Genomic DNA, 17,810 nt, shown 5'->3' on the forward strand with positions numbered 1-17,810 from the left:
TGGCGGGCGGTGTCGAGCGCGGTGGCCGCGGGCACGCCGGGGTCGAGCGCCTCGAAGCGCAGTGCGGTCTGCACGCGCGGCAGCGGCACCCGGAACACCGCGACGGTGGCCGCCGACGGTGCCGCGACCAGGCCGGCGGCCGCCCCGACCGTCGCCTCGGCGGTCAGCTGGACCAGCGCGGGCACCGGCTCCCCCGGCGGGGGCAGCCGGCCGGGCAGCAGGGCCAGGTAGTCGGCGACGGCCTCACCGGCCTCCGGACCGAGCCGGATGCTGCCGACCGGCGGCGCCGGCGCGGCCGGGGTGAACCGCGACCCGGCGTACCAGGCGGTCAGCAGGGCGATGACGACGCAGACGCCGAGCACGACGAGCCGGCCCCGCCACGTCAGCCCGCCGCGCTCCACGTCGTCGCCGTCATCGGGCGCGTGCTCGGCGGGGGCGGAGGGGGTGGACGGGCCCGGCGCGCTCACGGCTCGCGGAGGCGGTCGAGCGCGACCTCCAGGTCGGCCGGGTAGGGGCTGACGAACTCGACCCACCGGCCGTCGGACGGGTGGTCGAACCCCAGCGCGCGGGCGTGCAGCCACTGCCGGGTCAGGCCCAGGCGCTGGGACAGGGTGGGGTCGGCGCCGTAGGTGATGTCGCCGACGCACGGGTGGCGCACCGCGGACAGGTGCACCCGGATCTGGTGGGTCCGGCCCGTCTCCAGCCGGATGTCCAGCAGGGACGCCGCCCGGAACGCCTCGACCGTGTCGTAGTGGGTGACGCTCGGACGGCCGTTCGCGACGACCGCGTAGCGGTAGTCGTGGCGGGGGTGGCGGTCGATCGGGGCGTCGATCGTGCCGCTGGACGGGTCGGGGTGGCCCTGGCAGACGGCGTGGTAGCGCTTGTCGACCGTGCGCTCCTTGAACGCCCGCTTCAACGCCGTGTACGCCCGCTCCGATGCCGCCACGACCATCACGCCGGTGGTGCCGACGTCGAGGCGGTGCACGATGCCCTGCCGCTCGGCGGCGCCGGAGGTGGACAGCCGGTAGCCGAGGGCGGCCAGGCCGCCGACGACCGTCGGCCCGGTCCACCCGGGGCTGGGGTGCGCGGCCACGCCGACCGGCTTGTCGACGACGATGATGTCGTCGTCGGCGTGCAGCACGGTCAGCCCGGCGACGACCTCGACCGGGCCGCTGATCGCGGCGGGCTCCTCCGGCTCGGGCAGCGACACCTCCAGCCAGGAGCCCGCGATGAGCCGGTCGGACTTGCCCGCGGTGCGGCCGTCGACGGCGACGCGGCCGTCCTCGGCCAGCGCGGCGACGACCGTGCGGGACAGCCCGAGCAGGCGCGAGAGCCCGGCGTCGACGCGCATGCCGTCGAGGCCGTCGGGGACGGGGAGCTGGCGGGTGTCAGTCATTCGAGCCGCCCCCGCTGCTGTCCGAGCCGGTGGACCCGAAGGACCCTGCGGCCCCGGAGTCGGCGCCGGGGGTCTCGGACGTCGTCCGGTCCGGGGGGCCGTCCCCGTCGTCTTCGTCGTCTCGCCCGTCGCCTTCGCGGTCGCGGGAACGGCGCGACGGGGTGCGGGTGCCGTCCAGCTCGCGGCCGGTCAGCGCGAGCAGCACCAGCAGCACGCCGCCGCAGCAGACCGCCGCGTCGGCCGCGTTGAACACCGGGAAGAAGGTGCCGTCCGGGCGCAGCAACGACACCATGTCGACCACGTGCCCGCGCAGCGGCCCGGGCGACCGGAAGACGCGGTCGACGAGGTTGCCCAGCGCCCCGCCGAGCACCAGCCCCAGCGCGATGGCCCAGCCCGTCGAGCGCAGCCGCCGCGCCACCCGGATCAGCACGACGACCACGGTGATGGCGATCAGGCTGAGCACCCAGGTGTAGCCGGTGGCCAGCGACCACGCCGCCCCCGGGTTGCGCACCAGGACCAGGTGCACGAGCCCGCCGAACAGCTCGACCGGCTCCCGCCCCTCCAGCCTCGCGACCGCCAGGACCTTGGTGACGATGTCGACGCCCAGCACCGCCGCGGCGATCAGGGACAGCAGCCGGATCTTCGGACCGGCGGCGACGGCGGGGGCACTCACCCGACCATCATCCCCCACCGGGCCGAACCCCCCCGCCGGCCGGGTCCGATCGCCCTCTCGGCGCGCGCCGCGTCCCCAGCCGTCTTCGCAGGGTCGCCACGGTCTTCGCAGGGTCCACGGCACCTGCGAAGACCACAGAGCCCCTGCGAAGACGCGCCCCAACCCCGGCCCGGGTGTCAGGACGGCTTCCCACCCGGCCGCTTCCGCCGATCGTCGTGGTCCATCGCCCTCCACCGCGCCAACCGCCCGTGCTCGTCGACGGCCCGGATCCGCTCCTCGGTCGCCGTCCGCACCCCCGCCGTCGCCACGACGAGCAGCTGGTCGAGCTCGCGCAGGCGGGTGTCGCGGGTCGGGGTGAAGCCCTCGCCGTCGCGCACGACCAGGCTGACCGTGGCGCCGCGGGGCAGCCGCAGCTCTCCGATGTAGACCCCGCGCAGCTTCGAGCCGACCGGGACCCGCACCTGCAGCAGGTCGGCGCCCAGCTCGTCGAGGGGGGCGGAGTCGACCGCGATCTCGCGGGGTTCGGCGGGGCTGGCCACCCCGAGCATGCGGGCCACCACCGGCAGCGTGGTGCCCTGCACGATCGTGAGCACGACGACCAGCACGAACACGGCGTCGACCAGCTCGCGCGCGCCCGCAGCGCCTTCGGTCAGCGCGATGAGCGCGAGCACGATCGGGACCGCGCCGCGCAGCCCCGACCAGGACAGGAACGCCTGCTCCCGCCAGGGCACGCGGAACGGCAGGGCCGCGGCCATCACCGACAGCGGTCGCCCGGCCACGACCAGGACCAACCCCGCGACCAGGGCCGGGACCACCGCGTCGACCAGCCGCGCCGGCGAGGCGAAGAGCCCCAGCAGCACGAACAGCCCGATCTGGGCGAGCCAGCCGGTGCCCTCGGCGAACGACCGGACGTCGCCGCGGTGGGGCAGGTCGGAGTTGCCCAGCACGAGGGCGGCCACGTAGGTCGCCAGCAGCCCGGACGCGTGCGCGAACTGCGCCGTGGAGTAGGCCAGCACGCACACGGCCACGGCCGCCAGCGGGTAGAGCCCGGTCGAGGGCAGCGCGGCCCGGCGCAGCGCACCGGCGCCGCCGCGCCCGAACAGCCAGCCCAGCAGGGCCCCGACGGCCAGCTCGTAGACCACCAGCAGGGGCGTCTGCCAGGTGAAGGGCTCGCCGGAGCTGAGCAGCACCACGGCCAGCACCACCGGGGCGTCGTTGAGGCCGGACTCCAGCTCCAGCGCCCCGGCCAGCCGCCTGCCCACCCCGATGCCGCGCAGCACGCTGAACACCGCGGCCGCGTCGGTGGAGGAGAGCACCGCGCCCCACAGCAGCGCGGTGCGCCACTCCAGCCCGAGCAGCAGGTGCACCGCGACCGCGACGACGCCGATGCTGACCACGACCGACACGGTCGCCAGCGCGACCCCGACGCCCAGCGACGGGCGCACCGCCGGCCAGCTGGTGGTGATGCCGCCCTCGATCAGGATGAGCACCAGCGCGGCCAGCCCGAGCGCCTCGGTGAGCGCGGCGTCGGAGAACGGGATGCCCAGCACGGACTCCCCGAGCAGGACGCCCATGCCCAGGTAGATGAGCAGCGACGGCAGGCCGAGGCGCACCGACACCCGCACGGCGAGCACGCCGAGCAGCACGACGCCCGCCACCGCGCCCAGCAGGACCTCAAGGCTGGCCATCCCACCCCCTGCCGCAGGACCCTACGGCTACCCCCCGCACCTCCCGGGGACCCGCAGGATGGTGTTGACCACGACCCGCTCCCTAGCCTGACCGGCATGGTCCCCATGACGGTCGGCGCACCGCCGGACACGACCCGCGACGCGGTGGACGCCTCGACGGCGCGGACGCGCCCCGACCCGATCCGCGCACTGGTCGCGCCGAGCACCTGGCTCGGCGCGACGCACCTGCTGCTCGACGCCCTGCTGGGCACGGCGTACACGGTGGTGCTGGGCACCGGTCTGGTGATGTCCGTCGCGCTGCTGCCGCTGGCGCTGGCGGGCGTCCCGGTGTGGATCGTGACGGCGTGGGTGTCGCGGATGATGGCCGGGATCGAGCGGACCCGCTACCGGCTGCTGCTCGACGTGCGGATCGACCCGCCGCCGATGCCGCCGGTCGACCGCAACCCGCTGCGCTACGGCGGGGCGCTGTGGCGCGACGACGGCGTGCGCAGGCGGGCGCTGCACCAGGCGGTCGCCATGCCGCTGGGGCTGCTGACCGCCGGCCTGGTGTGGCTGACCGTCTCCGGGGGGCTGGCCCTGCTGGGTTCGGTGACGATCGCCGTGCTGTTCCCGCCCGCGTCGTCCGGCGGCCTGGTCGACCGGCACGTGCTCGGGCTGCCGCTCTCGGACACCCCGACCGCGCAGATGCTGCTGGGGGCGGCCGGGCTGCTGCTCGTGCTGGTGGCCCCGATGCTGGTGCGCGGGCTGGTCGCGGTGGACGTGGCGGTGGCCAGGACGCTGCTCGGCCCGCCGCCGCGGGTGCTGGCCCGGCGCGTGCACGAGCTGGAGCGCAGCCGGGCCCGCGTCGTCGACGCCGGGGAGACCGAGCGCAGGCGCATCGAGCGCGACCTGCACGACGGCACCCAGCAGCAGCTCGTCGCGCTGGGCATGACGCTGGGCCGGGCCAAGGCCCGCTACGCCGACGACCCCGGCTCGATCGGCGAGCTGCTCGACGACGCCCACCAGCAGGCCAAGGACGCGGTGACCGACCTGCGCCTGCTCATCCGCGGGCTGCACCCGCCGGTGCTGGCCGACCGCGGGCTCGACGCCGCACTGTCCGCGATCGCGGTGCGCTGCCCGGTGCCGGTCGAGCTGTCCGTGGAGATCGAGCGGCGCCCGCCGGCCACGGTGGAGGCCATCGGCTACTTCGTGGTCGCCGAGGCGCTGACCAACGTCGCCCGGCACTCCGGCGCGTCCGCGGCCGTCGTGCGCGTGCGCCGTGAGGACGACGGCCCGGTCTGGATCACCGTCACCGACAACGGCACCGGGGGCGCCGACCCCGGGCGCGGCACCGGCCTGCGCGGTCTGCGGGACCGCGTGTCCGCCGTCGACGGCCAGCTCAGCGTGGACTCGCCGGTCGGCGGACCGACCGTGCTGACCGTAGAGCTTCCCTGCGACGTTCGATGAGTGTGACGACGAGCCCGCCGCGGGTGGTGGTCGCCGAGGACTCGGTGCTGCTGCGCGAGGGCATGTGCCGGTTGCTGGCCGAGACCGGCTTCGAGGTCGTCGCGGCCGTGGGCGACGGCGACGAGCTGCTGCGCGCCCTCGACGCGGGGCGCCCGGACGTGGTGGTCGCCGACGTGCGCATGCCGCCGACGCACACCGACGAGGGCCTGCGCGCCGCGCTGGTGATCCGGGCCCGGTGGCCGGAGGTGGCGGTGCTGGTGCTGTCGCAGTACGTGGAGGAGCGCTACGCCACCGAGCTGCTGGCCGGCGACACCCGCGGCGTCGGCTACCTGCTCAAGGACCGGGTCGTCGACGTCGACAGCTTCGTCGAGGCGCTGCGCCGGGTGATCGACGGCGGCACCGCGCTCGACCCGGAGGTCGTCTCCCAGCTGTTCGCCCGCGCGCGGCGCCCGCAGCCGCTGGCCGGGCTCACCCCGCGGGAGCGGGACGTGCTGGCGCTGATGGCCGAGGGCCGCTCCAACAGCGGGATCGCCGAGGCGCTGCACGTCGGGGAGGGCGCGGTGGAGAAGCATGTCAGCGCGATCTTCGGCAAGTTCGCGCTGCCGGTCGCGGCCACCGACCACCGCCGGGTGCTGGCCGTGCTCGCCTACCTGTCGAGCGCGTCGTGAGCGCCCCGGCGCCCACCCGGCCCAACCGCGTGCTGGTGCTGGTCGCGGTGGTGTTCGTGCTGCTGGCGGTCGTGCCCGGCGCGGTGAGCCTCATCGCCCAGGGGTACCGCTCGACCACCGAGCGGACCACGGCGCTGGCCTCCGACGTCGAAGTGCTGACGGTGCGCAACGGGATCGGCGACGTGGAGCTGGTGCCCAGCCCGGACGACCTCGTGCACGTGCGCACCAGCGCCGTGCACGGCCTGCAGCCGCCCGAGCTGACCGAGGAGTCGACCGCGGGGGGCGTGCTGCTGGCCGCGCGGTGCGAGGACGCGCTGGCGATCGAGTGCGCGGTCGACTACGCGATCGAGGTGCCGCGGGACTTCGCCGTGCGCCTCGAGCTCGGCTCGGGCGACGCCGCCGTGCACGGCCTGCGGGGCGGGCTGACGCTGACCACGGGCACGGGCGACGTGCAGCTGACCGCGCTGAGCGGGCCGCTGACGGTGCGGGGCGACGTCGGCGACGTGCACGCCACGGGGATCGACAGCGACGCGGTGACGGTCCGGCGCACCAGCGGGAACGTCGTCGTGGACCTGCAGACGGCCCCCGGCGCGGCGCAGGTCCGGACCGAGCACGGCGACGTCGTGCTCGGGCTGCCCGGCACCGAGCGCTACCGGGTGGAGTCCTGGGCGCTCGGCGGCTCGACCCGCGTGGGCGTGCGCACCGACGCGTCGTCGGCGCACGCGGTCACGGCGACGAGCGGGGGCGGCGACGTCCTGGTCCGGACGTCGTTCCCGGGGTCGGTGGTGGGCCCGTACGGGCGGGTGATGCTGGACGGGGACGGGCCGCAGCCGGTGGTGCTGCCCCGGCCCCCGGACGCCCCGCTCCCGCCCGACGCCCCCGAACCGCCGGACGCGCCGGACCTCAGCGGGGGCTGACCCAGCTCAGGGTGGCCGCCACCCGCGGGCGGACGAGCTCGTCGAGCGCGGCGTCGACCTCGGGCTCCCGCTCCGGCGGAAGGCAGAGCCGCTGGGTGACCACCGCGGGGTCCTGCCGGGGCGGGGCGGTGCGCTCCCAGCGCTCGACGGTGGGCGCGATGCCCAGCTCGGCCAGCACGGCGAGGGCGTCGTCGGTGGTGGCCGGGCGCGGTCGGCGCAGGCCGTGGAACCGCTCCCAGAGCGGGTCGAGCCAGGCCATCGGGTGCTGGCCGAGCATCTCCACGACGACGCCACGACGGGCCGCCGCGCCCAGCGCCAGCAGGAAGGGCGGCAGGTCGACGACGTTGTGCAGCACGTGGTGCGACACCACGACGTCGGCCGTGCCGGCCTCCTCCGCCACGTCGGGCCAGCGACCCTCGACGGTCCGCGTGACCAGCCCTTTGGCCGTCGCGGCTGTCGAGAAGACCTCCAGCATGTCGGCCTGCTGGTCGACCCCGGTCACCTCGGTGACCGCGCCGACCAGCGCGAGCGAGGCGTCCCCTCCCCCGCACCCGACGTCGATGACGCTGCCACCCTCGCCGAGCAGGCCGAGCGCCGCCCGCCGGGACGGGGTGTCGGCGGGCACGTCGGGCGGGAGGAAGTGCGCGGGATCGTGGTGCCACGGGCTCCGCGTGGCCTTGGCCAGGATCTCCGCCGGGATGCCCCGCCCGCGCTGCAGCCGTGCCCAGTTCTCCGCCGCTTCTCCCACTCCGCCACCCTGCCACTGGTCGACGGGCCCCGTCCGTCAGCCCGACCGCCGGCGCAGCCGCTCCCGCAGGCTCGGCGCCGGCGGGGCGTCGGGCGCCGGCTCGGGCGGGTTGATCACGGCGTCGAGCGCGGTCACCACCGTCTCCAGCGCCCGGTGCTGGGCGATGAACGGGCCGGCCAGCGGTCCCTTGCCGGTGAGCGGTCCGCCGGCCTGCTCGACGAGTGCGGTCACCCGGGCGACGAGGTCGGGATCGGCGCTGGTCAGCACCACCTGTGCGTCGTCGACGGCGAGCGTCATGGTGGCCGCGGCGGCCAGCTCCGGGGTGCTGTCGCCGGTGCCCTCGACGTCGAGGTCGTCGATGCGGGCGCTGAGGGTCTCCCCGGTCACCCCAAGGTCGGCCAAGGCCCGTCCCGCCACCCCCGACGGCGTCATGGCCAGCGCCTCCAGCAGGTGCTGGCTGCCGACCGGCGCCCCGGCCGCGAGCGCCTCGGCCCGGGCCAGCACCTCCTCGGCGGCCGGGGTGCGCGGCACGGCCGTCCCGGAGGTCCGACCGGGCGGGAGGACCGCCTGGCGGATCCGGTCGGCCGTGCGCCCGTCGCGCAGCAGGATCTGGGCGCCCACACCCTCGCCCTCGGTCAGGATCCCGAGCAGCAGGTGCTCGGGCCCGATGTGGTCGTCGTTGCGGGCCAGGGCCTCGCGCAGCGACAGCTGCAGCACCTTCTTGGACCTCGGGGTGAACGCGATGTGCCCCGGTGGCGCCGCCGTGCCACGGGGCACGGCGTCCAGGACCGCCTCCAGCGCCGTCGCCTCGCTCAGCCCCAACGCCTCCAGGCTGCGCCGGATGGCCGAGCCCTCCGGTTTGAGCAGGGCGAGGAGCACGTGCTCCGTGCCGATGTGGTGGTGGGCCAGCTCCCTGGCCGTCTCCTGCGCCATGACGACGACCTGGCGCGCTTCGGTGTTGAATCGCTCGAACATGCTTCCATGCTCCGACCCCTGTCAATACAGTGCTATTGATAGGGGTACGGGTCCTGTGACAGGGAGGTCGGGCATGGAGAGCGAATGGGAGGCCCGGCTGGACGCCTGGCGGGCCGAGCTCGACCTGCTGGCCCGCGCGAGCGGCACGACGTGGGTCCCGCTGGCCGAGGCGGAGCAGCAGGCCGGGGTGTCCCGCTCGGCGCTGCGGGCGTGGTACCGCAGCGGCGAGATCAACTCCCGCCTGGTCGACGGCCCGCACGGCCCCCAGCGCCTGGTGCCCCTCGAAGCCGTCCTGGACCGGGCGGAGCGCTCGACCCGGATCCGCCGCCGCGCCGAGCGCGAGATCAGCCTGGAGGCACAGGTCGCCCTGCTCCGCGCACACGTAGACCGCCTGGAGATCCGCCTGGCCGCCCTCGAAGCCCGCGAGAGCTCGACGTAGCTCCTAACGCCCACTCTGCCCGCGGGTCGGGGCACCCAGCCGCTCCAACCCGCCCCCCTCCCCCGCGGTTGGGGGCGTCTTCGCAGGGGCGGTGGGGTCTTCGCAGGTGCTGTAGACCCTGCGAAGACCATGGGGACCGTGCGAAGAGGCCAGCAAGTGCGCGCGGGCCGAGTCGATCCGGGGTCCTCGCAGACCCGGCGGTGTCACCCGAGCAGCGCGGCGAACCGCGCGCCCACCACCCCCGCATCCCCATCGAGATCGACGAGCTTGTCCCGCCCCCGCTCCCCCGCAACGATCACCACCGCAGACCGCGGCAGCTCGAACGCCGCCGCCAACGCTGCGACGACCGCCTTGTTCGCAGCCCCCTCAACCGCACGAGCCCGCACCGCGACGAGCAGTGCGGGCCCGCGAGGCCCATCCCAGCGGCCACCGACCAGGTCGGCCCGGGCCCCGGGCCGGACCCGGACGGCGATCCGCACGGGCGTCAGGCCCGCTCGACCAGCACCCGCAGGTCGGCCGGCTGGCCGGCCGGGTCGGCGACCGAGCCGACCAGCGTCGGCGAACCCACCTCGGCCAGCGCGACGTCGGTGGCCAGCACCTCCCCGGCCAGGAACGCCTGGTGGGTGCGGACCGCGTCGAGCACCGCGTCGGCCGCGTGCAGGGTGAGCCGGATGCGGTCGGAGACGTCCAGGCCGGCGTCGCGGCGGGCCTGCTGGACCAGCCGGACGGCGTCCTTGGCGGTGCCCTCGGCGGCCAGCTCGGGCGTGACGTCGGTGTCCAGCACGACCAGGCCGGTCGAGCCGGGCAGGGCGGCCGTGGCGCCGGCACCCTCGGCGGGCACCAGCCGCTCGGTGAACTCCCCGGGCAGCAGGTCGATCCCGCCCGCGGTGACGGTGCCGTCGTCGTTGGCCGACCACTCACCGGACTTGACCGCCCGGATCACCTTCTGGGTGTCGCCGCCCAGGCGCGGGCCGCAGGCGCGGGCGTTGACCGCCACCTCGAACCGGCCGTGCGCGGCCACGTCGGTGGTCAGCACGACCTCCTTGACGTTGACCTCGTCGCGCAGGATGTCGACGAACGGGCGCAGCGACTCGACGTCGGCCGCGGCGACGGTCAGCGCGGCCAGCGGCAGCCGCACCCGCAGCCCCGCCGACTTGCGCAGCGACAGCGCCGTCGAGGCGACCTGGCGCACCCGGTCCATCGCGGTGACCAGCTCCCGGTCGTGCGGGAGGAGGTCGCCCGCCGGCCAGTCGGCCAGGTGCACGGAGCGCTCGCCGGTCAGCCCCTGCCAGACCCGCTCCATGGTGAGCGGCAGCAGCGGCGCCGCGACCCGGGCGGTCACCTCCAGCACCGTGTGCAGGGTGTCGATCGCGTCGGCATCGCCGTCCCAGAACCGCTCCCGGGAGCGCCGCACGTACCAGTTGGTCAGCGCCTCGGCGTGGTCGCGGACCCGCTCGCACGCCCCGGCCACGTCGTAGACGTCCATCGCCGCGGTGACCTCGTCGACCAGCGCGGCCGTGCGGGCCAGCACGTACCGGTCGAGGACGTGCGTCGAGTCGGTGCGGAACGAGCCGGAGCGCCCGGCCGCCCTGGCGTAGAGCGACAGGAAGTACCAGGTGTTCCACAGCGGCAGGATCGCCTGCCGCACGCCCTCCCGGATGCCCTGCTCGGTGACGACCAGGTTGCCCCCGCGCAGGATCGGCGAGGCCATGAGGAACCAGCGCATGGCGTCCGAGCCGTCGCGCGAGAACACCTCGTCGACGTCCGGGTAGTTCTTGCGCGACTTGCTCATCTTGAGCCCGTCGTCGCCCAGCACGATGCCGTGCGCCACGCACGCCCGGAACGACGGCCGGTCGAACAGCGCCGTGGCCAGCACGTGCAGCGTGTAGAACCAGCCGCGGGTCTGGCCGTTGTACTCGACGATGAAGTCGCCCGGGTAGTGGTGGTCGAACCAGTCGCGGTTCTCGAACGGGTAGTGCACCTGGGCGAACGGCATGGAGCCCGACTCGAACCAGCAGTCGAGCACCTCCGGCACCCGCCGCATGGTCGACTTCCCGGTGGGGTCGTCGGGGTTGGGGCGGGTGAGCTCGTCGACGTAGGGGCGGTGCAGGTCGGTCGGGCGCACGCCGAAGTCGCGCTCGAGCTCGTCCAGCGAGCCGTACACGTCCATCCGCGGGTAGGTCGGGTCGTCGGAGACCCACACCGGGATGGGGCTGCCCCAGTACCGGTTGCGCGAGATCGACCAGTCGATCGCGCCTTCCAGCCACTTGCCGAACTGGCCGTCCTTGATGTGCTCCGGCACCCAGGTGATCTGCTGGTTCAGCTCGACCATCCGCTCCCGGAGCGCCGTGACCTGCACGAACCATGAGTCGACCGCGCGCTGGATGAGCGGGTTGCCGCAGCGCCAGCAGTGCGGGTACGGGTGGTCGTAGGTCTCGTGGCGCAGCAGCACGCCCCCGGCGTGCGGGGCGCCCTTCTTCAGGTCGTCGATGATGTGCGGGTTCGCGTCGAACACCTGCATGCCCTCGTACGGGGGCACGCGCGCGTCGAACTCGCCGCGGGTGTCGACCGGGACGACCGCCTCGATGCCGGCGGCGTCGGTGACGACCTTGTCCTCCTCACCGAAGGCCGGCGCGATGTGCACGATGCCGGTGCCGTCCTCGGTGGTGACGTAGGGCGCGGTGAGCACGCGGTGGGCGTTCTGCCAGCCGGCGAAGAAGTCGAACGGCGGGGTGTAGGACGTGCCCACGAGCTCCGCGCCGGTGTAGGTGCGCACCACCGTCGGCTCCTCGCCCAGCTCCCGGGCGTAGGCGCCGACCCGGGCCGAGGCGAGCAGGTAGCGGGTGCCGGCGTTGCGGCCGTCGACCGCCTCGACCAACGCGTACTCGACGTCCGGGTGCACGGCAATGGCCAGGTTGGACGGCAGGGTCCACGGCGTGGTCGTCCAGATCAGCGCCAGGACGCCGTCCAGGTCGGTGCCCGGGGCGTTCAGCCGCAGCCCGACGGTGACGGCCGGGTCCTGCCGCGGCTGGTAGACGTCGTCCATCTTGGTCTCGGTGGCCGAGAGCGGGGTGCCGTCGTGCCAGCAGTACCAGAGGACCCGGAAGCCCTGGTAGACCAGGCCCTTGTCCCAGAGGGACTTGAAGGCCCACATGACGCTCTCCATGTAGTCCAGGTCGAGCGTCTTGTAGTCGTTGTCGAAGTCGACCCAGCGGGCCTGGCGGGTGACGTAGGCCTGCCACTCGTCGGTGTAGCGCAGCACCGACTCCCGGCAGGCCTCGTTGAACGCGGCCACGCCCATCTCGTCGATCTCGGACTTGTCCTTGAGCCCGAGCTGCTTCTCGGTCTCGGTCTCGGCGGGCATGCCGTGGGTGTCCCAGCCGAACCGGCGCTCGACGTGCTTGCCGCGCATGGTCTTGTAGCGCGGGACGACGTCCTTGACGTAGCCGGTGAGCAGGTGGCCGTAGTGCGGCAGCCCGTTGGCGAAGGGGGGCCCGTCGTAGAAGACGAACTCGTTGCCGCCGTTCTCGCCCGCGGGGCGGGCGTCGACCGAGGCCGGGAAGGTGCGGTCGGTCTCCCAGAAGTCCAGGACCTCCTGCTCCAGCGCCGGGAACGACGGGTGCGCGGGAACGGACGGGTAGCGGGATTCGCCGCTGGTCTCGGGCGCGGGGCTCGCGGTCATCGGTTGTGCTCCTCGTGCGTGCCGGGTCGGTGCGCACGGGGACGACGCTCACGCGCCGCGGTACCACCCCGCTTGCCACCCCCGCACGTGGTGCGGCTCGCGGGCGGCCTCTCGTTCGACGGCTGTGACGGGCCGCACCCGTCCGGTTCTACTCCGGGCCGCCCGCGGGGGCGGGCCCGTTTCTTCCGGAGGCTCCCCGGTGATGGCCGGATCGGTGCCTGTGCACTCCAGGATAGCCACGCGGCGCCACCGGGTTCCGGCGGGCCGTGCGCGGGTCGGGCGGCCTACTGGGCGCGGGCGGGGTGGCGCTCGGCCAGGGTGCGGTCGGGGGTGCACCAGCCGCACGGGGTGAAGCCCAGCTCGACGGCCTCGCGGGCGGGCAGCGGGATGGTGGCCTTCGCGGTCAGGGCGCGGCAGCCACCCAGGTGGTAGCGGGGCTGCTCGTCGACGACCAGCACCTCGTCGGACAGCAGCGCGACCACCGCCGACGCGGCGGGCTCCCGGGTCTCCTCGGGCGGGTCGCCGTCGGCCGGGGTGTCGTCGACGGGGGCGTCGGCCGAGGTGGTGGCCTGCGCGGCGGCCTCGGCCGGCTTCGCGGTGCCCTCGTCGGCCCCGTCCTGCTCGTCGGTCGCCCCGGGTGGAGCGGCCTTCGCGTCGGACGCGGGCGCGGCGGGCGCCGCTTCGCCCTCGGGCGGGTCGGCCGGGCCCGTCGCGGCGGCTGCTTTGCCGCCGCCGTGCGCCCGCACGACGACCGTCGCCTCACTGCTCGTGTCGACGGGGGCCGCGGACCCCGAGCCGCCGGCCGCGGTGGACGGTGGGGCGTCCGCCGCGGGTGCGCCCGGGGTGCCGCTCGTCGAGCCGGTGGGCTCGGCGGACGTCTCCGCCGCGCCCTTCCGAACCGGTTCACCCCCGGCGCCGGTTACGCTCGGTGATGAGCTAGGCCCCGTCAAGGGCGGCGCGCCGGCAGCGCCGGGCGGTCGCGCGTCTGAGCCGGGCGGTTGAACCGGTCCCATCACCTGCGTGCGCTGGGACGCCGCGGCCTGATCGGACGGGGACGGCTCGGCCGGGGCCTCCGACACGGGCTTCCGCTCGGGTGGGGCCGGCGGACCCGCGTGCGGCGGCTCGACCTCGGGCGCCTGCGGCCGACCGGGCCGGACGCCTCCCGGGGGGACGACCGGGAGGATCTCGGTGACCGGTTCCGGCACGGCCGGATCCAGCTCCGGGTACGACCGCTGGCGCACCGGCCGGTCCTGCGACGCCGCCCCGGCCTGGGCTCCGGCCCGGACCGCCGCCCGCCGCTGAAGGGCGTCGACCACCAGGACCAGCGCCGCGACGGCGCTCACCGCCACGGAAACCCACGCCCACAGCACGCTGCCGGTGAACAGCGCGACCACGAGCAGCCCGAAGGCGATCAGGATGAGGATCAGGACCAGCAGCAGCACGTTCTACTCCGTGGACGGCGGACCGGTGCGGACACACCGGCACCGCCGCGATCGTTCGCGAGAATCAGCTGCCGGCGTCGGCGCGTTGACCGTAGCCGGTGGACGCGTAGCCGCCGTTGGCGCTGCCCCGACTGTCGGACGGAGCCGCGGATGCCCGGTCCCCGAGGTCCCTGAGCTGGGTCTCGAGGTAGGTCTTCAACCGGGTGCGGTACTCGCGTTCGAACGTCCGCAGCTCGTCGATCTTCTTCTCGAGGACCGACTTGTCGCGGGTGATCGTGCCGATGATCTCGGCCTGCTTGCGCTCGGCGTCGCCGACCAGCGTGGCCGCCTTGTCGCGGGACTGGCGCTCGAGGGTCTCGGCCCGGGTGCGGGCGTCGTTGAGCATCGTCTCCGCGCGCGAGCGGGCGTCGTTGACCAGGCCGTCGGACTTGCTGCGGGCCTCGGCCAGCAACTGCTCGGCCTTCGCACGGGACTCGCTCAGCATCGTGTCGGCCTCGGACTTGGCCTCGGCGGTGAGCCGCTCGGCCATCTCCTGGGCCATGCTGAGGACCTTGGCGACCTGCATGTGGCTGTCGCCACCGCCGTCACCGCCCATGTCGCCCATCCCGGGCCCACCCATCGCGCGGGTCTGCTCCATGCGCATGGGCGGGGGCTCCACCTGGCGCTGGATCTGCTGGGTGGGCGGGGCGACCCCCTGCCCTCCCATCCCGGCGGCGGGCGGGCGCGAACGCGCGTCCTCCAGATCGGCCTGGGCGTTGCCGAGGCGTTGCTCGAGCTGGGACATCTGCTCGCGCAGGTCCTCGTTCTCCTCGATCAGGCGGGCCAGCTCGGCCTCGACCAGGTCGAGGAACGCGTCGACCTCGTCCTCGTTGTACCCCCTTTTCCCTATCGGGGGCTTGCTGAACGCGACGTTGTGGACGTCGGCGGGCGTCAGCGGCATCGGATCACCTCATGCAGTCCTCGGCGGCGGCACCCTGTGACTGGGGCTCACAGCGGCGTCGGCTGGGCAACGTTCATCAGTATGAACACGACCAGCAGCAGAACCATAATCGACAGGTCTAGTCCCACGCCGCCGATCCGGACGACCGGGATCACTCTCCGCAACAGCTTCACCGGAGGGTCGGTCGCCGTGAAGATCAGCTCCAGCGCGACCGCACTCGGGCCGGCCGGCACCCACTGGCGGGCGAAGCTGCGTACGAGCTCCACCACGATCCGGCCGATGAGCAGGAGCCAGAAGAAGAACAGCAGGTAGTAGAGCACGAACTGGATGGCGAGGGACACGGCTCAATCCTGGCGGAAGAGTCCGCGTTCTGCGAGTTTCCGCGCGTCGTCGGCCGAAACCTCCACGTCAGCGGGGGTGAGCAGGAACACCCGGGTGGCGATCTTGTCGAAGCCGCCGCGCAGCGCGAAGGCCAGCCCGGCCGCGAAGTCGACCAGCCGCTTGGCGTCGGCGGCGTCCAGCTCGGTCAGGTTCATGATCACCGGCTGGCCGTCGCGGTACCGCTCGCCGATCGTCCGCGCCTCCTTGTAGCTGCGCGGGGACAGCGTGGTGATGCGGGCCAGCGTGGCCACGCGGTCGCGCGCCTCGGCGGCGCCGACCGGCCCGCTGACCGCGGCGACCGGGGCCACCGGACGGGCCGGCTCGGGGGCGGCCGCGGTCTCGGTGTCGATCGCCAGCGCACCCCTGATCGGGGAGGACGGCGCGCCCAGCGGTCGCCTGCGGTCGGTGACCGCCGACGGGCGGGCGGCGCGGCGCGCGCCCCGGTCGTCGCGCTGGAGATCACCGCGACGGGGGTCGTCGGATCGTGTCGGCTCCGCCGTCGCGCGGTCGTCGCCGGCGTACCGCTCGTCGTCCCAGGAGTCGTCGTCCCAGGAGCGGTCGTCGCGGGCGCGCGCGTCCCAGCCGGGCTCGGCCCAGCGCTTGTCCTCCCAGCGCGGGTCGTCGCGGCGCTGGTCGGGGCGCCTGCGCTCGGCCCAGCGGTCGTCGCCGTCCCGTGAGCGGCGCGGGGCGGGGTAGCGGTCGACCGGCTCGTCCTCGTACTCGGTCAGCTCGTCGGCGGGCACCATGCCGAAATAGGCCTTGAGCCGGTACATCGTGCCCATCCGCGCTCCCAATCCTCGTCACTCGACGGTCGGCGAGCCCCCACGAACGGCCGTCACGGCGAGGCTAACGGTCGGCGGCCCAGCAGGGCCGTACCGACACGCACCACGCTCGAACCATGCCCGATGGCGGACTCGAGATCCCCGCTCATCCCCGCAGACAGGGTCGTGGCCTGCGGAAACCGCGTTCGCACGCGGCCGGCCGCCGCGGCGGCGGCCGAAAATGCCCGGTCCGGATCCATACCCAGGGGCGCGACGGTCATAACCCCCCGGAGGTGTAATCCGGGGCACCCGCTCACGTGCTCGGCGAGCGGCACGAGGTCTTCCCCGGTCACGCCGCCGCGGCGCGGGTCGCCGTCGACGCTGAACTGGAGCAGCACGGGCAGCGGCCCCGCGCGCCCGCCGGTGTCCAGCAGGCGGCGGACGGCGCGGTCGAGCGCGTCGGCCACCCTGATCGAGTCCACCGATTCCACCCGGTCGGCCCAACGGGCGGCGGCGCCGGCCTTGTTCCGCTGCAGTCCGCCGACCAGGACCCACTGCGGACGGGCGGCGGGTCGCAGCTCGGCGACCCGCTCGACCTTGGCCCCGGCCTCCTGCACCCGGTTCTCCCCGAACGTGCCCAACCCGAGGTCGAGCAGCAGCGCGACGTCCTCGGCCGGCACGGTCTTGGTCACCGCGACCAGTTCGACCTCCGCCGGGTCGCGGTCGGCGGCCCGGCAGGCCCCGGCGATCCGCTCCCGCACCGCGGCCAGCCGCCCGGCGAGCTCCTCCGCCCGGGCCGCATCGGCTCCGGGCCCGCTCACGCAGCCTCCTCGCTGACGCTCGTCGGCAGCGCAAGCGCCCGCGCTGTGGTGAATGGTGAGCTCACAAGCTCGCTCACGCAGCCTCCCCGCTGACGCTCGTCGGCAGCGCAAGCGCCCGCGCTGTGGTGAACGGTGAGCTCACAAGCTCGCTCACGCAGCCTCCCCGCTGACGCTCGTCGGCAGCGCAAGCGCCCGCGCTGTGGTGAACGGTGAGCTCACAAGCTCGCTCACGCAGCCTCCCCGCTGACGCTCGCCGGCAGCGCAAGCACCCGCGCTGTGGTGAACGGTGAGCTCACAAGCTCGCTCACGCAGCCTCCCCGCTGACGCTCGCCGGCAGCGCAAGCACCCGCGCTGTGGTGAATGGCGAGCTCACAAGCTCGCTCACGACCTGTCCAGCCAGGTGACCGCGGCCAGCCGCCCGGTGCCGGGCTGGCGGCGGTGGCTGTAGAGGTCGCGGTCCTCGAAGGTGCACCGCGGGTCGCCGCCGATGCGCGCCACGCCGAGTTCGGTGAGCTGGTGGTAGAGCCCCGCGCGCAGGTCGAGCCCGGGCGTGCCGCGCCGGGTGCGCACCGCGCTGCCCGGCAGGCGGGCGTCGACCTGGGCCCGCATCGCGGCGGGCACCTCGTAGCAGCCGCCGCAGATCGCCGGGCCCAGCAGCACCTCGATGGCCCCCACGCGCGCCCCCAGCCCTTCCATGGCCCGCACGACGGCCGGCACGACCCCGGCGGCGGCGCCGACCCGGCCGGCGTGCGCGGCGCCGACCACGCCGGCGACGGGGTCGGCGAGCAGGACGGGCGGGCAGTCGGCGGCCAGCACGGCCAGCGCCACCCCCG

Annotated in this window: 18 protein-coding genes; 4 read left to right on the top strand and 14 right to left on the bottom strand. The window is 74.8% G+C overall.

Translation table 11 applies throughout. The features are described from left to right. From KIK08_RS29050 to KIK08_RS29065, 4 genes are all read right to left on the bottom strand, one after another. Positions 1-467, bottom strand: a 467-nt coding sequence (locus KIK08_RS29050) for a hypothetical protein (protein WP_214406472.1), incomplete at its 3' end; no start/stop codon positions are given. Beyond that, positions 464-1,396, bottom strand: a complete 933-nt coding sequence (locus KIK08_RS29055; RefSeq protein ID WP_214406473.1) for an RluA family pseudouridine synthase — start codon at positions 1,394-1,396, stop codon at positions 464-466. The genes KIK08_RS29055 and KIK08_RS29050, both read right to left, overlap by 4 nt. Next, positions 1,389-2,069, bottom strand: a complete 681-nt coding sequence (gene lspA / locus KIK08_RS29060; protein ID WP_308257960.1) for a signal peptidase II — start codon at positions 2,067-2,069, stop codon at positions 1,389-1,391. Before lspA ends, KIK08_RS29055 begins: the two co-directional genes overlap by 8 nt. Positions 2,070-2,245: 176 nt before the next feature. After that, complete coding sequence (locus KIK08_RS29065) at positions 2,246-3,757, bottom strand: potassium/proton antiporter (protein WP_214406474.1); 1,512 nt, start codon at positions 3,755-3,757, stop codon at positions 2,246-2,248. Positions 3,758-3,853: 96 nt separating this feature from the next. Here KIK08_RS29065 and KIK08_RS40405 point away from each other — a divergent pair, with 96 nt between their 5' ends. Genes KIK08_RS40405 through KIK08_RS40410 form a run of 3 tightly spaced genes read left to right on the top strand, consistent with a single transcriptional unit; the run spans position 3,854 to position 6,788 of the window. Continuing rightward, positions 3,854-5,203 carry a sensor histidine kinase gene (locus tag KIK08_RS40405; RefSeq protein WP_250558030.1) on the top strand — a complete coding sequence of 450 codons (1,350 nt, stop codon included), beginning with the start codon at positions 3,854-3,856 and terminating at the stop codon, positions 5,201-5,203. Next, positions 5,200-5,871, top strand: a complete 672-nt coding sequence (locus tag KIK08_RS29075) for a response regulator (protein WP_214406475.1) — start codon at positions 5,200-5,202, stop codon at positions 5,869-5,871. Before KIK08_RS40405 ends, KIK08_RS29075 begins: the two co-directional genes overlap by 4 nt. After that, the gene (locus KIK08_RS40410) at positions 5,868-6,788 is read left to right on the top strand and encodes a DUF4097 family beta strand repeat-containing protein (RefSeq protein ID WP_214406476.1); all 921 of its coding nucleotides are present in this window, start codon (positions 5,868-5,870) and stop codon (positions 6,786-6,788) included. The genes KIK08_RS29075 and KIK08_RS40410 overlap by 4 nt, the downstream gene beginning before the upstream one ends. Here KIK08_RS40410 and KIK08_RS29085 read toward each other — a convergent pair. Next, positions 6,775-7,536: a class I SAM-dependent methyltransferase gene (locus tag KIK08_RS29085; protein WP_214406477.1), complete on the bottom strand. Its 762-nt coding sequence runs from the start codon at positions 7,534-7,536 to the stop codon at positions 6,775-6,777. The genes KIK08_RS40410 and KIK08_RS29085 overlap by 14 nt on opposite strands. A 36-nt stretch (positions 7,537-7,572) precedes the next feature. Then, the gene (locus tag KIK08_RS41390; protein WP_214406479.1) at positions 7,573-8,511 is read right to left on the bottom strand and encodes a Clp protease N-terminal domain-containing protein; all 939 of its coding nucleotides are present in this window, start codon (positions 8,509-8,511) and stop codon (positions 7,573-7,575) included. A 73-nt stretch (positions 8,512-8,584) separates the two neighbouring features. Here KIK08_RS41390 and KIK08_RS29095 point away from each other — a divergent pair, with 73 nt between their 5' ends. Beyond that, positions 8,585-8,950 (top strand): excisionase, encoded by a 366-nt coding sequence (locus tag KIK08_RS29095; RefSeq protein ID WP_214406480.1) that lies wholly within the window; start codon positions 8,585-8,587, stop codon positions 8,948-8,950. Positions 8,951-9,153: 203 nt separating this feature from the next. Here the strand turns inward: KIK08_RS29095 and KIK08_RS29100 are convergent, their stop codons facing one another. The 8 genes from KIK08_RS29100 to KIK08_RS29135 form a co-directional block, all read right to left on the bottom strand. Then, entirely contained in the window at positions 9,154-9,429 is a 276-nt protein-coding gene (locus KIK08_RS29100; protein ID WP_214406481.1) for a DUF167 domain-containing protein, read from the bottom strand. A 5-nt stretch (positions 9,430-9,434) separates the two neighbouring features. Continuing rightward, positions 9,435-12,632, bottom strand: a complete 3,198-nt coding sequence (gene ileS / locus KIK08_RS29105; protein ID WP_214406482.1) for an isoleucine--tRNA ligase — start codon at positions 12,630-12,632, stop codon at positions 9,435-9,437. Positions 12,633-12,916: 284 nt separating this feature from the next. After that, complete coding sequence (locus tag KIK08_RS29110) at positions 12,917-14,074, bottom strand: hypothetical protein (protein ID WP_214406483.1); 1,158 nt, start codon at positions 14,072-14,074, stop codon at positions 12,917-12,919. Between the two features lie 64 nt (positions 14,075-14,138). Further along, positions 14,139-15,014, bottom strand: a complete 876-nt coding sequence (gene wag31, locus KIK08_RS29115; protein ID WP_214406484.1) for a DivIVA-like cell division protein Wag31 — start codon at positions 15,012-15,014, stop codon at positions 14,139-14,141. A 47-nt stretch (positions 15,015-15,061) separates the two neighbouring features. Further along, positions 15,062-15,355, bottom strand: coding sequence for a YggT family protein (locus tag KIK08_RS29120; RefSeq protein ID WP_214406485.1), 294 nt, complete (start codon positions 15,353-15,355; stop codon positions 15,062-15,064). 3 nt (positions 15,356-15,358) lie between these two features. Continuing rightward, the gene (locus KIK08_RS40425) at positions 15,359-16,177 is read right to left on the bottom strand and encodes a cell division protein SepF (protein ID WP_250558031.1); all 819 of its coding nucleotides are present in this window, start codon (positions 16,175-16,177) and stop codon (positions 15,359-15,361) included. Positions 16,178-16,230: 53 nt separating this feature from the next. Beyond that, positions 16,231-16,977, bottom strand: a complete 747-nt coding sequence (locus tag KIK08_RS29130) for a YggS family pyridoxal phosphate-dependent enzyme (protein ID WP_214406486.1) — start codon at positions 16,975-16,977, stop codon at positions 16,231-16,233. Between the two features lie 381 nt (positions 16,978-17,358). Further along, positions 17,359-17,810, bottom strand: a 452-nt coding sequence (locus tag KIK08_RS29135; protein WP_214406487.1) for a purine nucleoside phosphorylase YfiH/LACC1 family protein, incomplete at its 5' end; no start/stop codon positions are given.

It is taken from the genome of Pseudonocardia lacus (assembly GCF_018531445.1).
Classification (GTDB): Bacteria; Actinomycetota; Actinomycetes; order Mycobacteriales; family Pseudonocardiaceae; genus Pseudonocardia; species Pseudonocardia lacus.

What these genes read in the sequence shown, in the direction of transcription:
- ileS (WP_214406482.1), bottom strand. Translation starts at nt 12,632, where the DNA reads ATGACCGCGAGCCCCGCGCCCGAGACCAGCGGCGAATCCCGCTACCCG.
- KIK08_RS40425 (WP_250558031.1), bottom strand. Translation starts at nt 16,177, where the DNA reads ATGGGCACGATGTACCGGCTCAAGGCCTATTTCGGCATGGTGCCCGCC.
- KIK08_RS29055 (WP_214406473.1), bottom strand. Translation starts at nt 1,396, where the DNA reads ATGACTGACACCCGCCAGCTCCCCGTCCCCGACGGCCTCGACGGCATG.
- KIK08_RS29065 (WP_214406474.1), bottom strand. Translation starts at nt 3,757, where the DNA reads ATGGCCAGCCTTGAGGTCCTGCTGGGCGCGGTGGCGGGCGTCGTGCTG.
- KIK08_RS29095 (WP_214406480.1), top strand. Translation starts at nt 8,585, where the DNA reads ATGGAGAGCGAATGGGAGGCCCGGCTGGACGCCTGGCGGGCCGAGCTC.
- KIK08_RS29075 (WP_214406475.1), top strand. Translation starts at nt 5,200, where the DNA reads ATGAGTGTGACGACGAGCCCGCCGCGGGTGGTGGTCGCCGAGGACTCG.
- KIK08_RS41390 (WP_214406479.1), bottom strand. Translation starts at nt 8,511, where the DNA reads ATGTTCGAGCGATTCAACACCGAAGCGCGCCAGGTCGTCGTCATGGCG.
- KIK08_RS40405 (WP_250558030.1), top strand. Translation starts at nt 3,854, where the DNA reads ATGGTCCCCATGACGGTCGGCGCACCGCCGGACACGACCCGCGACGCG.
- wag31 (WP_214406484.1), bottom strand. Translation starts at nt 15,014, where the DNA reads ATGCCGCTGACGCCCGCCGACGTCCACAACGTCGCGTTCAGCAAGCCC.